The 14,371-nt window shown below is 63.1% G+C and carries 11 protein-coding genes; 3 read left to right on the top strand and 8 right to left on the bottom strand.

What is annotated here, in order from left to right; all coding sequences use genetic code 11:
• Positions 1-36: 36 nt before the first annotated feature.
• Genes DBZ45_RS21435 through DBZ45_RS21425 form a run of 3 tightly spaced genes read right to left on the bottom strand, consistent with a single transcriptional unit; the run spans position 37 to position 1,885 of the window.
• Entirely contained in the window at positions 37-861 is an 825-nt protein-coding gene (locus tag DBZ45_RS21435; protein WP_111905829.1) for a glycosyltransferase, read from the bottom strand.
• 1 nt (position 862) lies between these two features.
• Positions 863-1,216 carry a DUF2304 domain-containing protein gene (locus DBZ45_RS21430; RefSeq protein WP_111905828.1) on the bottom strand — a complete coding sequence of 118 codons (354 nt, stop codon included), beginning with the start codon at positions 1,214-1,216 and terminating at the stop codon, positions 863-865.
• Positions 1,217-1,219: 3 nt separating this feature from the next.
• The gene (locus DBZ45_RS21425; RefSeq protein WP_223257210.1) at positions 1,220-1,885 is read right to left on the bottom strand and encodes a glycosyltransferase family 2 protein; all 666 of its coding nucleotides are present in this window, start codon (positions 1,883-1,885) and stop codon (positions 1,220-1,222) included.
• Positions 1,886-1,998: 113 nt separating this feature from the next.
• Between DBZ45_RS21425 and DBZ45_RS21420 the strand changes: the two genes are divergently transcribed.
• On the top strand, positions 1,999-4,068 hold the full coding sequence (locus DBZ45_RS21420) for a DUF6541 family protein (RefSeq protein WP_111905826.1): 2,070 nt from the start codon (positions 1,999-2,001) through the stop codon (positions 4,066-4,068).
• Between the two features lie 85 nt (positions 4,069-4,153).
• Here the strand turns inward: DBZ45_RS21420 and DBZ45_RS21415 are convergent, their stop codons facing one another.
• The 4 genes from DBZ45_RS21415 to glf are packed head-to-tail and all read right to left on the bottom strand — an operon-like array spanning position 4,154 to position 8,961.
• Positions 4,154-4,897 carry an ABC transporter ATP-binding protein gene (locus tag DBZ45_RS21415; RefSeq protein ID WP_111905825.1) on the bottom strand — a complete coding sequence of 248 codons (744 nt, stop codon included), beginning with the start codon at positions 4,895-4,897 and terminating at the stop codon, positions 4,154-4,156.
• On the bottom strand, positions 4,881-5,759 hold the full coding sequence (locus DBZ45_RS21410) for an ABC transporter permease (RefSeq protein WP_111905824.1): 879 nt from the start codon (positions 5,757-5,759) through the stop codon (positions 4,881-4,883). Before DBZ45_RS21410 ends, DBZ45_RS21415 begins: the two co-directional genes overlap by 17 nt.
• Positions 5,756-7,777: a glycosyltransferase gene (locus DBZ45_RS21405; protein ID WP_111905823.1), complete on the bottom strand. Its 2,022-nt coding sequence runs from the start codon at positions 7,775-7,777 to the stop codon at positions 5,756-5,758. Before DBZ45_RS21405 ends, DBZ45_RS21410 begins: the two co-directional genes overlap by 4 nt.
• Complete coding sequence (glf, locus tag DBZ45_RS21400) at positions 7,774-8,961, bottom strand: UDP-galactopyranose mutase (RefSeq protein WP_111905822.1); 1,188 nt, start codon at positions 8,959-8,961, stop codon at positions 7,774-7,776. Before glf ends, DBZ45_RS21405 begins: the two co-directional genes overlap by 4 nt.
• Positions 8,962-9,151: 190 nt before the next feature.
• Between glf and DBZ45_RS21395 the strand changes: the two genes are divergently transcribed.
• Positions 9,152-13,384 (top strand): FtsK/SpoIIIE domain-containing protein, encoded by a 4,233-nt coding sequence (locus DBZ45_RS21395; RefSeq protein WP_190243216.1) that lies wholly within the window; start codon positions 9,152-9,154, stop codon positions 13,382-13,384.
• Here DBZ45_RS21395 and DBZ45_RS21390 read toward each other — a convergent pair.
• Positions 13,381-13,878: a hypothetical protein gene (locus DBZ45_RS21390; protein ID WP_440130543.1), complete on the bottom strand. Its 498-nt coding sequence runs from the start codon at positions 13,876-13,878 to the stop codon at positions 13,381-13,383. The two genes, DBZ45_RS21395 and DBZ45_RS21390, sit on opposite strands and share 4 nt — an antisense overlap.
• Positions 13,879-14,111: 233 nt before the next feature.
• Here DBZ45_RS21390 and DBZ45_RS21385 point away from each other — a divergent pair, with 233 nt between their 5' ends.
• On the top strand, positions 14,112-14,360 hold the full coding sequence (locus DBZ45_RS21385) for a WhiB family transcriptional regulator (RefSeq protein ID WP_003804966.1): 249 nt from the start codon (positions 14,112-14,114) through the stop codon (positions 14,358-14,360).
• The last annotated feature ends 11 nt before the right edge of the window (positions 14,361-14,371 follow it).

Here is a 14,371-nt window from a genome sequence, read left to right as displayed (position 1 = left end):
AGACGCACGGCGACTGGACGACTCCCACTGCCTGCGTCAGCGGGAAGTCAGCGTCCTGATCCGCCGAATAAAGCCCGGCGGCAGGTAGTACATCATGTAGAGCGCCGTGCGGAACGCCGTGTTGCGGACCAGTTGGCTGACCGCTGACTTCCCCAGCGACTCCGCGAGATTCTTCCTACCGGCAAAGATTGTCCTGACGTAGGACGCCCGGGGATGCACGCCCCGGCTGGTCTGGTCGGGGTGTATGCGGTATTCAACGACATCGTCCTCCAGCACCGCCATGCGTCCCCGCAAGGCCAGACGCAGCCACAGGTCGTAGTCTTCCATCTGCTTGAGGGGGTTGTACCCGCCCACCGCCCGATAGTCAGCTGTACGGAACATGATCGCCGACTGGACCAGCACATTTTGCTCCAACAGTTTTCCGCGCACGTCGGAACCGGCAGAATGTCCGAAGGCCCCGATTCGGGCGCCTTCCTCATCAATCCACGGCGCCCGGCCAGTGACCGCCACGGTGTCCGGATGCTCACGCAGGTATGCCACCTGCCGGGCGAAACGGCCGGGCAGTGCGACGTCGTCAGAGTCCAACCGGGCAATGAATTCGCCCCGCGCCTGCTTGCAGGCCTCGCCCAGGGCATGCCCCACGCCTTGGGGGTTCGTACCACGAATCAGCCGAACACGCGGGTCGGAGGCCCATTCCTTGCCCGGGGCCAGCTCGACCCCGTCCAGGTAGAGGATCAGCTCGAAGCTGGCGCCGTCTTGGTCCAGAACGGACTCGACAGCCCGGTCCAGCCAGCGATGCATGCTGTTGGTCGGAATGATCAGCGAGACATCCACCGTGGGTACTGCCGGTCCTGCGGCCATGCTACTTGCCGTCCGTTTCCCAGACTCTCGGAGTCTCGTCAATGGCGATACGCCGCGACAGCTTGGTCAGCGAAATTTCAGTCTGGCGAAACCGCTGGTAGGTGGTGGCCATGAAAATCAGGAGCCAAACAACGACGCCGTACAGGACAAGGTCCGTTCCTCGGCCGATTCCGAACCATCCTGCGACCGTGGTCAGCATCTGAGGAAAGAAGATCGACAGAGCTGCGACAAAAGTGAACACCATCAGCATGATGCGGCGGATTGCCAGATGCCTGGCATTTGAACCGCCCCGCATGAGGATCATCGCGACCAGGACGACGGCGAGTACCAGGATGATCTGGATGACAATAAGCATGAATTACCTCAAAAACAGTTCGGCGAGAATGTTGACCGAGTTCAAAAGGGACTGCCCCTTGGCCTTCGAATAATCCGTGTAGATGATCTCCACGGGGTGTTCCACGTAGCGGGGCTTCATGGCTGCCAGCCTGTTGACCAGCTCGGAGGCATGCGCCATGCGGTTCTGCGTCAGGTTGATGTTTCGGGCGACATAGGGGTTGAAGGCCCTGAGCCCGTTGTGCGCGTCCGTCAGGTCCAGCCCGGTGGACAGCTTGGACTGTAGCGCGGCAGTCTTGAGCACGATCCGTTTCATCGGAGTGAGCTTGGTTCGGTCGTCAAGGAAGCGCGAGCCAAGGACGATGTCTGCCTCGTTGCTGAGAATGCGGTTCGCCATCTCGAAGGCGTCAGAGACTTTGTGCTGGCCATCGGCGTCGAACGTCACAATGCACCCTAGCGCCGGATCCTGCAGCGCATACTCGATGCCGGTCTGGAGGGCGGCTCCCTGGCCAAGATTAATGGGGTGCTGCACCACCACGGCTCCCGCTTCGCGGGCGATTTTTGCCGACTCGTCCGAGCTGCCGTCATCCACGCACACGACGTAGGGGAAAGTAGGCAGGAGACCTCGGATCACATCGCCGACAACGGTGCCTTCGTTGTACATAGGAATGACAATCCACGTTCGATTCACTGGACTAGTCTCCCATACCGATTGCGGGACCCGGGGACGGCAGTGAGCGCTCGCCGTGCTTACAGTATTGTTGGCCACTGGCCATATTTCCCTGAAACTGTCGAGGAGCCCCCATGCCCTGGGTGACATTCGTGCCCGTTTTGCTGCTGGCAGCAGTGATCTTCCTGGGGCCCGGGCTCGTGGTTATGCGCGGAGCAGGCGTCAGGGGCCTTCCTCTCTTTGCGGTATCCGGTCCGACGACGGTCACCATCGCCGGCGTCGTTGCTGTGGCAGCTCCGTACGCCAACATTGACTACGGGATTATCCCGGTGGCCGGCTGTGCCGTGATCCTCACAGTGGCCGCACTGGTTCTCCGCTATGTGCTGGCCATGCGCGGCATCGCCTTCGGGGCGCAGCCGCGAAGGGCGTTCGACAACGGAACCGGTGGCGACGCTGAAAACGGCCCCGCCCTGACTTCAGCCCAGGAGTGGGTCAGGCGCGGTGCCATCCTCGTCGCCTTCGCGATACCGGCAGTCATTATCGCGGTCCGCTTTGCCAGAATCATCGGTGCTCCGGACAGCATTTCCCAGACCTATGACAACATTTTCCATCTCAATGCGGTGGGTCACATCCTACTGACGGGTTCCGGGTCGTCGCTGACGCTGGGAAACCTGACCGAATCTTCAGCGGCGTTCTATCCCGCCGCCTGGCACGATCTGGTTGCGCTTGTCGCTTCAGCGGCTTCGGTCTCCGTCCCCCAGGCCATCACCGCGGCAAACATCGTGATCGCTGCGGTGATCTGGCCCCTGGGCACCATGTACTTGACGAGCCGAATCTCCAGCGGCAAGGTCTTGCCCATGCTGCTGGCCGGAGCGGTTGCCGCCGGCTTCAGTTCCTTCCCGTATCTGATGATCGACTTCGGCGTCCTTTATCCCAACCTCCTGGCCATTGCCATCATGCCCGTGGCTTTGGCGCTCATCATCGACCTTCTGGGCCTCAACCCGACAAAGCGGCGGGTCGTACCGGTGCTCTGCCAGGGCGTCCTGGTCGTGCCGGGCCTCGCACTGGCACATCCCAGCTTTGTCGTCGCCCTGGTGGGTCTCGCGCTGCCGCTGCTTTTCGTCAAGCTTTTCCGGCTGGGTGCCGGCTACCGCGCAGGGCAGGTCAGGGCGGCAGTACTGATCGCTTTCGCAGCAATGGTCGCTGTCTACGTGCCGTTGGCGTTCCTGGGCTGGGACCTCGCCGGCCAGAGCCTTACGTCATCCCAATGGAAGCCGTATCAGACTGTTTCACAGGCAATCGGCGAGATTCTCGGAGCAGGACCGCAAAGGCGCCACGTTTCGCTGGCGATGTTGGTTCTGCTTGTTGCTGGTCTGGTGGCATCTATCGCACGCCGTAAGCTCGTGTGGGTTCTTGGCATGGCCACCGTTGCCTCGGGACTCTTCGTCGTGGCGTCAGCGCTCCCGCAGAGTGAGACCCGCCACTTCCTCACTGGGGTCTGGTACAACGACTCGTACAGGCTTGCCGCGATGCTTCCCGTTGTCCTTCTGCCACTGGCCGTCCTCGGCGGGGAGAGCATCCTGCGGGGTCTGGCGGACACGACCACGAGACTCCGCCTGGGAGAATTCACTAGCGGCGCCCTCCGTATGTCAGGAAGGAACAGCCTCGACAGGATCGTCCCGGCCGGTGTCCTGGTTCTGGGCGTCGTGGCCGTCGCCGTCGGTGCACAGTTCGGTTCCGTTGGCACCGAGCAGCAGATTGCCGCCTCGAATTACAGGATCGGTCCCAACTCGCCCCTGCTTTCAACCGATGAGAAGGAACTCCTGGAACGTCTCCCTAAAACGGTTCCGTCCAATTCCCGGGTCTACGGAGATCCTTTCACGGGCGCTTCCCTCACCGAGGGTATGTCGCAACGGCAGGCAGTGGTCCCCCACGTCGTAGGAAAGCGCAGCCCGGAAGAGCTCATTGTGATGAGCAAGATCGACGAGGCCGGCGCAGATCCCTCCGTGTGCCCGGCAGCACGGAAGCTAAACGTCCAGTTCGCCCTGAAGTTCGACGAACGCGAAGTGCACGGCGGTGCGCACCCCAACACGGCCATGGACCACGCGGAAAGCGCAACGGGTCTGACACTGGTGGACCAGCAGGGCTCGGCCAAGCTGTATAAGGTGACAGGCTGTGGGGAGTTTCGGAACGGCCAAGGCTAGGCAGCCCGACAGACAACAATAGAGGCAACCGACATGATTGTCGGTTGCCTCTATTGTTGTCTGTCGAAGTCGGCTGTCGAAGTACCTAACGGCGCAGGGTCGCCACAGCCTCTTCGATCGGCCCGTCAAAGGTCACGTTGCCGCCCTCCAGCAGGATGCCCCGCTGGCAAATCCGCGAGACCAGATCCAGGTCATGGCTGACAACGACAAGTGTCTTGCCTTCCGCAGCCAGGTCCTGAATTTTTGAAATGCATTTCTTCTGGAATGGCTCATCGCCGACCGCGAGTATTTCATCCACGAGAAAGACCTCGGGGTCCGTGTGGACGGCCACGGAAAACGCCAGCCGGAGGTACATGCCGGATGAATAGAATCTCACCTCCGTATCGATGAATTTGCCGATTTCAGCAAATTCGACGATCGAATCAAACTTCTCCCTGATGTCCTCCTCGCTCATTCCGAGGATCGCACCGTTGAGAAAGACGTTGTCCCTGCCCGAGAGGTCATGGTGGAAGCCTGCACCGACTTCGATGAGCCCGGCCACACGCCCGCGTGTCCTTATGGTTCCACTGTCGGGAAGCATGACACCCGAAATGTGCTTGAGCAGCGTGGACTTTCCCGACCCGTTCAGACCCAGCAGCGCCACGGCTTCCCCTTGGCCGATTTCCACGGAAACGTCGCGGAGGGCGTGGAATTTCTCTGAGAGGTCGCCCTTGCGGCCCTTCAGCAGCCAGACGATGGCTTCCTTGATGGACCGCGTGTGTCGAAGCACGAACTGCTTGCTGATGTTCTTGACTTCGATTGCCGTCGTTGTTTCAGAGCTCTTGAGCAAAACGGCCCTCCAGTCGGCGGAATGTCAGTTGGCCGAGTCCCAGAACGGCTGCGGATATGAGCAGCGCCACGGGCAGCCACCAGGACAGCAAGTGCGGGGGCAGCGGGAAGTTCCCGTCAGTTGTTGGCACCCAGAAGGCAAAGTGGAATGCCTCCACAGCCACCGTTATCGGGTTGAGCTGATAGACGTTGTACCAGAACTCCCCTATCTCCTTCGCCACCATAGTCCAGGCGTACATCACCGGCGACGCCCAGGTTGCCACCATCAGCAGCATGTCGACGAAGTTCTCGGAGTCACGGAAATAGACGTTCGCTGCACCGAACAACAGTCCCAGGCCCGTAGCCAGGAGCCCCACCACAACGAAGCCCGCAGCTGCGGCAACCAGCTGGATCAAGGAGGGATGCCAGCCAGCAAACATGCAAGCAACCACGAGAATAACGAGCTGCGGGAAAAAATGCACGGCTGATACCCACACGGAAGCCACCGGAAACAGCTCCCGCGGGAGGTAAATCTTCTTGATCAGACCGCCGTTATTCACGATTGACCGGGAAGCGTTCCCAAGCGCCTCACTGAAAAAGTTAATCAAAACTATTCCGGAAAACAGGTAGATCGCATAGTTTGGAAGGCCATCCGGGTTCCTCGGGCTGCTTTCCAGTCCGAGGAAAACCCCCAGTGCTACGTAGAAGACGATGAACTGCATTCCCGGCTTCACATAGGACCAGAGCAGACCGAGGACAGATCCCCGGTACCTGACCTTCAGTTCCTTTCGAACCAACAGCTTCAGCAGAAACCTGGATCGGACGACGTCATTGAGACCACGGCCCAGACCCGGCCTAACCAGCTCCGCGTCGGGAGAGGTCATTTGTCACCTAGATCGCTGTGGGCTTCAAAGGTTTTCCTCCAAGCCTCCATTGAGGTGATCTGTGGCAAGGCCGCCCGATACTGCTTCTTGAGGCTGGGCCATCTGCGAAGCACGTCGCCGTAGATCCTCACGCTGTCAACAAGCAGCTTCCGGACGAGCTTGGGATCCCGCATGTACCAGGAAGCAGCGCTCCCTTCCGCATTCGAGACCAGCGCGCTGTCCAGCTGCGACATCCTCCACCACCTGTTGTCCTCGTGCGGCACAAGCGCTTCCGGGTTGCGCCGGCTGGCATCGGAGAGCGGCACGCCGACCTGGCGGACAATAGTCTTGGCCAACCACGGCACCAGCGACACGTACGACGGAACGCTGACGCCCTTGCCTCGTCTGGGCACCTTCCGCGTCTTGACCACGGGAAAATCATCCGGGCTCGGCTTGAACTGCGCTTCCGAATGTTCCTTGGCCATGGCCCGGATTGCCGGGAGTTTCGTGGCAAGAATGGCGTGGAGCTGGTCGGGGCCGCGCAGAAGATCGCGCATGGCTTCAATACGCCCCAGTACCGTGTAGTACTGCATCGAGATGTTGTGTTTGAGATCGAGCTTCAATGAGTTCTCGATCAATCCGCCCCCCAGGTCATATGGGCTGTGCAGGAGTGCATAGATGAAGCGGTTACGGGTGTGGAAATAAGCCTGCCACCCGACCAGGTCATCCTTGTCGATCCATGAGACGTGCCAGACGGCGGAGCCCGGGAGCGAAACGGTGCTGTAGCCCGCAGCCTTGGCACGCACGCCGTACTCAGTGTCATCCCACTTGATGAAGACCGGAAGGGAAAGGCCGATCTCGCGGATGACCGACGTCGGAATCAGGCACATCCACCACCCGTTGTAGTCGACGTCGACCCGCCGGTGCATCCAGGGCGTGTCGCGCAGGTTGCGGCGGGCAAAGTTGTGCCGCATCTGCTGGTTCGGGTTCGGCTCGTCCGGACCAATAACCCACGGGTTGACGATTTCACCGAAGGTGTGGAGAACGTTGCGATCGTGCAGGTCAAACATGTGGCCACCCACCAACGTGGGCTTTTTGCAGTAATCGGCAAAAATGCCCAGGCGGGTGATGCTCTCCGGTTCGATGACGACGTCGTCGTCCAGCAGCATGACGTAGTCGCTGCCGTTTTCGACAGCCTCGTACATTCCACGGGCGAAGCCACCCGACCCGCCCAGGTTGGCCTGGTTGATGATCCGCAGCTTATCCCCCAGCGCGGCGCTCACTTCAGCGAAGCCCTCAGCTTCCGCCAACTTTTCGGTGCCCTGGTCTACGACAATGACTTCCTTGACGTTGGCCAAGGCCTCCGGATGCTCGCCGAGGATGCGCAGGTTGTTAAGGCAGTACGCGGTTTTGTTCAGCGTCGTGATTTCCACCGTCAGGGTGCCGTGCTGCCGCCGTGGCGCCTGGGTCTGCCATTCCGCACCCAGGAACTGGATGTCCTCGGCACCGGCCGTGACATCGAACCAGTACCAGCCGCCGTCGCCAAACGGAAGCAGCGAAAGCGTGAAGAGTGTCTCCGCTGTGCCCAGGACACGCGTGGTTTCGACATGCTGAAGTGATCCGCGGGCATTGGACTTGTAGACGCTGACCGTGCCGCGGCCGGAAGTGCGGACACTGAGGCGGATTTCCTGCACGGTGGTCCAGCGCCGCCAGTAGCTTGCGGCAAATGCGTTGAAGTAGGTGCCGAAGGAGATCCGCTCGCCGGCCCGGACGGAAGCGGACGTCTTCGACTCAATGTCGTCTGCGTGCACGCTGCGGCTGGTGATGCTCTCCTCACCGGCTGCCGCCGAGGGGCGCCCGAATCCGGACGCATCGGTAAGGTCTGTTGCGCTTGTTACAACGCCGGAGTCCATGTAGAGCGGCAGTGTCTCAAGGCCCCGCTCGCCAGGGAGGATGACCCGCTGGATTGTCGTCCATTCTGCCTGCGTGCCGATGTTTTCGGTCCCGCCCTGAGTCTCACTCTTGGTTGCTGTGCTCATGCGTCCACTCCTCCGCTTTCAAGGTTGGCTCCGCTTTCGAAATGGGGCCGGATCTGGTTGTCGAACATTGTCAGCGCCGACCCGATGGCCATGTGCATGTCAAGGTATTTGTACGTACCGAGCCGGCCGCCGAAGAGAACGTTCTTTTCGTCTGCAGCGAGATCGCGGTATTTGAGGAGGCGCTCGCGGTCTGCGCTCGTGTTGATCGGGTAGTAGGGTTCATCGCCCTTTTCCGCGAAACGTGAGAACTCGCGCATGATGACGGTCTTCTCGGCCTGGTAGCCGCGTTCCGGGTGGAAGTGGCGGGGCTCGATGATGCGGGTGTAGGGCACATCGGCGTCGTTGTAGTTGACCACTGAAGTGCCCTGGAAATCACCCACGTCGAGCACTTCTTCCTCGAAGTCGATGGTGCGCCAGGACAGATCGCCCTCCGCGTAGTCGAAGTAGCGGTCCACCGGTCCGGTGTAGACGACCGGGATACTGCCGACCACTTTGCTCTTGCTGTACTCGTGCGACTCGTCGAAGAAGTCCGTGTTGAGCCGGACCTCGATGTTCGGGTGCTCGGCCATCTTTTCGATCCAGGCCGTGTAGCCGTCGGTCGGCAGACCCTCGTACTTGTCGTTGAAGTACCGGTTGTCGTAGTTGTACCGGACGGGAAGGCGGGAAATGATGCCCGCGGGCAGGTCCTTGGGATCCGTCTGCCACTGCTTGCCGGTGTAGTGCTTGATGAAGGCTTCGTAAAGCGGACGCCCAATGAGCTGAATGCCCTTGTCGTTCAGGTTCTGGGGATCGGTGCCGGCAAGTTCCCCGGCCTGTTCCTGGATGAGTTCCTTCGCCTCTCCCGGCGTCATGTTGGCGCGGAAGAACTGGTTGATCGTGGCCAGGTTGATTGGCAGTGAGAAAACCTCCCCGCCGTGCACGCCATAGACCTTGTGCACGTAGTTCGTGAAGGCGGTGAAGCGGTTGACGTACTCCCAGACGCGCTCGTTCGACGTGTGGAACAGGTGCGCGCCGTAGCGGTGAACCTCGATCCCGGTCTGCTCTTCCTTCTCGCTGTAGGCATTGCCTCCGATGTGGTGGCGGCGGTCGAGGACGACTACCTTCAAGCCCAGCTCACTGGCGGCCTGTTCTGCGATCGTCAGGCCAAAGAAGCCTGATCCTACGATGACGAGGTCAGCAGTCACTAAATCTCCTGTTTCGAATTCGGGCAGCCCAATGTTGTGCATTGTCTGCTGACCTAGCCTACCCGAGTCTCCCCCGACGGCAGTGATCGCAGTCTTGACGAGGGTTTATCCACATACACCGATATACAGAGTCGGCTCGCATGTGATGAGGGCTAGCGTTTCCACCAAAGACCCGGAAAGGCGGACACGAATGGAACTGCAGTGCACACTGGTGCGTGCTCCAGGGTCCCTATCCCAAGGCGGGCCGGTCGAGCTGACGGTGTCGGCTCCGGACGGGTGCCCAGGGTCTGATCTGGAAACCGAACTCTCGCGCCGCTTCCAGACCGGCAGGCTGTCGGTGGAGGGCAGGCGCCTGGGCGTGATGACAGTCGGCAGAAGCCCCCTCATCAATGGGGCTGTTCTGGTGGACGGTCCTTCCACCGGTGGCGAGTCCGACGCCGCCGTGCCCGGGGCGGGACCGGCCGGCGAACCTCCTGCTGCCGTGCTCCTCGTGGTGGACAGCGGCCCCGCGGCCGGCTCTGTCCTTCCGCTGCGACGGGGAAGTTACCGGATCGGCCGCACCAACGCCGAGCTGACGATTCCGGATGCTGATCTCTCCCGCGAGCACGCCAGACTCGAGGTTACGGATAAGTCACTGACCCTTGTGGATCTTGGCAGCATTAATGGAACCGAGGTCGACGGCAAACGGGTGTCAAAAACAACCGTCGCGATCGGTTCCCGTATTCGTTGCGGCAATTCGTCCATGTCGGTCGTGCTGGCTGCGCCGTCAGGGGCACGGGACGCCGAGCTCGCGTTCGCTGGGAGCTCTGTGGCCGAGCCACTGACCGTGTTACACCCGGCTGTGCCGGCGGGTCGGTCCATGCTGCTCCTCGGGGCGCTTCTCCCCGTAATCATAGGTGTGGGGCTGGTGCTGGTGACGGGGTCGTGGATGTTCCTGGCCTTCACCGCAGTGTCGGCAGTGTCTCTGCTTGTCCCCGTGTTCTCGGGCGCCCGGCAGCGCCGCGAGCTCAGATCGGCAGTCGCTGCGGCGGTTGCGCAGGATCAGGATCGACGACGGCGGTCCGCACCGTCCGCTGCTGATCTTGCTCTGAGCGCTGCGGTTCCCGCGCGGAGCCCTGCCGGCACCAGCCGGAGTGCCGAACGGGAGATGCCGGAGTACAAGGAGGCGCCAAGGCCTGCGCCAGGCGTCTGGCTTAGGCTTGGCCTGGCTGAACAATTGGTCAACATACGCCTGGAGCCGAACCAGCCGGGCTTCAAACCCCCTGGGCTCGGCGCGGTGCCGCTGCTCCTTGATCCTGGCCTTGCGGTCCTTTCCGTCCGGGGGCCAGAGCCGGAGGTACACGGTCTGGTCCACTCGTTCCTGATGCAGCTCACGGGATATCCGCTGGCCAGGGGTACCCGGATCGCGATTCATGGACCGGCTTCTGCCCTGCCGCTCGCGGCGCGATTCCTTCCGGGCGTCTCACTCCATTCAAGGATCCCTGACACTCTGGCGGCAGTGACGGACACGTCCGGCGGACCGGATGCTTCCCGCGTTCTCCTGCTCTTCGGCGAAGCAGCAGACGGCACCCCTGAGGCCGGCATCATCACAACTGCCCGCGGTCTCGGATGGCGGGTGGTCCATCTGCCGGGCCTGGAACATCAGCCGTCGGAAACCGACATTGAACTCGGCGAGCGCTGGGCCACGCTTCGGGTGCGGGCTGGGCATCGCCGCTTCGTTGCAGACCTGGTGCCGTCCGGCGTTTTCGACCGCTACTGCCGGACATACCGCCAGTCCCTCCCTGGGATGCCGGCCGACGGACATCCGCTCCCTGCGAGCTGCGGGCTGGGCGATGTCCTTGACCTGTCGGCTCCTGCGACCGCCAAGCGCTGGGCGGCAGGCAGGTTGGAGCCGGGACTCATCATTCCCCTGGGCCGCACCGACCGGGGTGTGCGTGTTCTGGATCTTGAGGCGGATGGCCCGCACGTCCTCGTTGCGGGCACCACGGGTGCCGGGAAATCGGAGCTGCTTCGCACGATTACCGCCGGGCTGGCCCTGTGCTACCCGCCGGACCGCGTCAATGTCCTCTTCTTCGACTTCAAGGGCGGGTCCGGACTCAGTCCGCTGACTGGCATCCCGCACTGCGTCGGCATGCTGACGGACCTGGCCAGCAACCAGCTGGAGCGCACGATTGTGTCACTGCGGGCGGAAGTCCGCACACGTGAGCAGCTGTTAGCCGCAGCCGGCGCCCCTGACCTGGCCGCTTATCGCATGTCGGCTGCTGGCGGACCGCCCCTCCCCCAGCTCATCCTCATCATCGATGAGTTCCGGATGCTCGTCGATGACGCTCCGGAAACCCTCACCGCGCTGATGAGGATCGCTGCCATTGGCCGCTCCCTGGGCATCCACCTGATCATGGCAACCCAGCGCCCGCAGGGGGCTCTCACAGCGGACATCCGGGCCAACGTCACCACGAGCATCGCCCTTCGGGTGCAGTCCGCGCACGAGTCAGCCGACGTGATCGGCAACAATGCGGCATCGGCGATACCCGTCAACCGGCCCGGACGGGCCTACCTGGCCAGGGGTACCGAAACTGCTGAAGAGTTCCAGTCAGCATCCATTGCCAGCCCCCGCGAGGACCCTGCGGCTTGCCGGGTCAGGGTGCTTGAGGCCACCGCGGCGCTGGCGACGCTGCCTTCTGTCACGGGCAGCCTTCCGCCGGCAACCCCGTCGGACGCCGCCCGGCCTGTGGTGGAGCTGGCTGCCTCCCAATGGGCCGGAATGGGCGGTTCTCCGGTGCGCCGTCCGCTGGCCCCGCCGCTTCCGGACGTACTCACCAATCCCGCCGACATGGCCGCATTCACCGCAGATGGCCTCGTCCTTGCGGCTAGCGCCGTCCCTGCAGACATTGTCCGTGCGGACGCCGTCCCTCCAAACGCCGCCCCTCTAAGGGCCGTCCCTGGGACGGCCGGGGACTTGGCCGTAGGGCTGGGCCTGCTGGACCTACCCGAGGAGCAACGGCTAGCCGGTCTCACCTGGCGGCCCGGAACCGATGGGCATCTGGCACTGATCGGGGCAGGATCGCCGGATGCCGCCCACGCCATGTCAGTGGCGATGCAACAGCTGCTGGCCCATCCCACGGAATGCCACCTCTATGCCCTCGATGCGGACGGGTCCTTGGCGGGGATGGCGGGCGCGCACCGCGCCGGGTCCTTTGTGAACCTCGACGACCTCCGCCGCGGTGTACGCCTGCTGGAGCGCCTGGCGGCCGAGGCGTCCGGGCGGCTCAGCCGGCTCCCGGCAGCTTTCGGGCCGCCGCTGGTGCTGGCCATTTCAGGCTGGGGTTCCTGGCTATCGGCCCTTCGCTCCGGCCCTCTGACCCGCGCCGAGGACCATCTCCAGGACATCGCCAGGGACGGCCACCGCGCCGGAATCACCGTGGTGATCTCCGGCGACCGGGAACTCGTGACGTCGCGGTTCTTTGCAGCCATCCCCAACCGCATCTACTGCCCGCGGGGCGCCAGCACCGAGAGCAGGCTGGCATGGCCCAAGATGCCCGACCTTCCTCCAGTTCCGGGCCGGGCCGTGGCATCCGGTGCTTTGTCGGCAGGGCGCCAGGCGGTCTGCCAGCTCTGTATCCCAGGAGGTCGACGTGCCGGTTCCGGAACTGTCATTGCCCTCGGCGAAGCGGTGCAGGGGCCGGTGCGGGTCAAGCCCTTCCGCGTGGATCCACTTCCTGTGCAACTCTCTGTGGCGGACTTGCTCTCCCGGATGCCCAGAGCGGATCGGACTTCAGGCGACGCTGCTTCCGATGGGCCTGCTTCAGACGTCCCTCTGCACGGATCAGATCCCGCAGCTGCCCACCCGTTGCGTATAGCCGCCCGATGCCTGGTGGTGGGCATGGGCGGGGACGAACCCGCCCCTGCCGGGGTGCGCCTGCCGGGAGGCGCTGTCCTTGCCGTGCTGGGCAGTGCCGGTTCGGGCAAGTCCTCGTTCCTGGCTTCGCTGCCGGCGCTCAATCCCTTGGCGGCCGGCTGGCTGCAGCCCGGCCCGGCGTCACATCCCGGCGACTTTTGGGCTGCGGTCCACCGTGACGCCGTAGAAGGAAGCCTGCCAAAGGACGCCATACTCCTCGTCGATGATGCGGACATGTTGCCTGCCATTTCCCAGCAGCAACTCGTGGAGCTGAACAGTCGCGGCTGGGCGACAGTTTTCTCAGCCGCGTTCAGCCAGTCACTGATCCAGCGTGTCCCGCTCGCGATGGCAGCCCGCAGTGGCGGCAGAGGCATCCTCATAGCGCCCCGCAGCGCGCTGGATGGCGACATCTTCGGCCTGCGGATTGAGCCGGATCCCCATCCTCCGCCAGGACGCGCCCTGCTCGTGGCGGACGGCACGGCGGTGCCCGTCCAACTGGCGGTGGCCGACAAAGTCAGGAGGCGTTAGAGTGCCGGCGGAGCGGAAGCGGCGCGGGAGGCGAAGCGGATCACGCGCTTGTCGAACAGCAGGACGATGGCCGTGGCGGCCGGGATCAGCATCGCGGCGCCGGCCGCCGGCAATCCGCCGGTGAGCGTGGGGAAGCCAATGGTCAGCACGAACAGCTGGGCCACCAGGGCACCGGCCCTCGGCCAGCGGAAGCCCCGGAACAGGAACACGGCAACGGCATACAGCCACGACGCAAAGGCCAGGAGCAGGGCGAGCGTGAAAACGGCACCCCAAAACGACATGACAGGCGCACCGGTGGCCAGCTGAAATCCGTACCAGGCTGCTGTGCCCAGCAGGGCCGTGGCCTCGGCTGCCACGATCCCAGAGATCACGGCGACGGCGCGGGGACGGACGAGACTCGAAGGATCCGTGCCCGCAGAGGCCTGGTCCTCCGGCAGTCCGCCGTCTCCGGTATCAGCGAACGGGTCGGACGGGTCTTCTGGGGGTCTTGACACACTGGCACACTACCCGAGATAGTCGACTCACGGCGGGACAGCCCACCGATGTGATGCATCGCTCACGTTTCTTGGGGATTTCGTGGTCCACTACCCCTTGTTTACACAGCGTTAACATGAAACGCTTGATCCAGATGACCAAGGGGGCCCTCCAGGGCCCCTTTCCTATGTAAGCCCTAGTGAATATTTTCACAAAGGGTATTGACTTCCCAGGAATGGAGTGACTGATCAGCATGGATTGGCGTAACCGCGCGGCCTGCCTTGACAAGGACCCGGAGCTGTTTTTCCCCGTAGGCAATACTGGCCCCGCGCTTTTGCAGATCGAAGAAGCCAAGAGCGTCTGCCGCCGGTGCCCGGTCGTTGACACCTGCCTGCAGTGGGCGCTGGAGTCCGGACAGGACGCCGGCGTGTGGGGCGGCATGAGCGAGGACGAGCGGCGCGCACTGAAGCGCCGCGCGGCCAGGGCCCGCCGCGCGTCCTAACGCGCACCACA

Source organism: Arthrobacter globiformis, assembly GCF_003261175.1.
In the GTDB taxonomy this organism is placed as follows: Bacteria; Actinomycetota; Actinomycetes; order Actinomycetales; family Micrococcaceae; genus Arthrobacter; species Arthrobacter globiformis_A.
The sequence above is the reverse complement of the archived record's forward strand: the minus strand, read 5'-3'. Positions and strand labels throughout refer to the sequence as shown.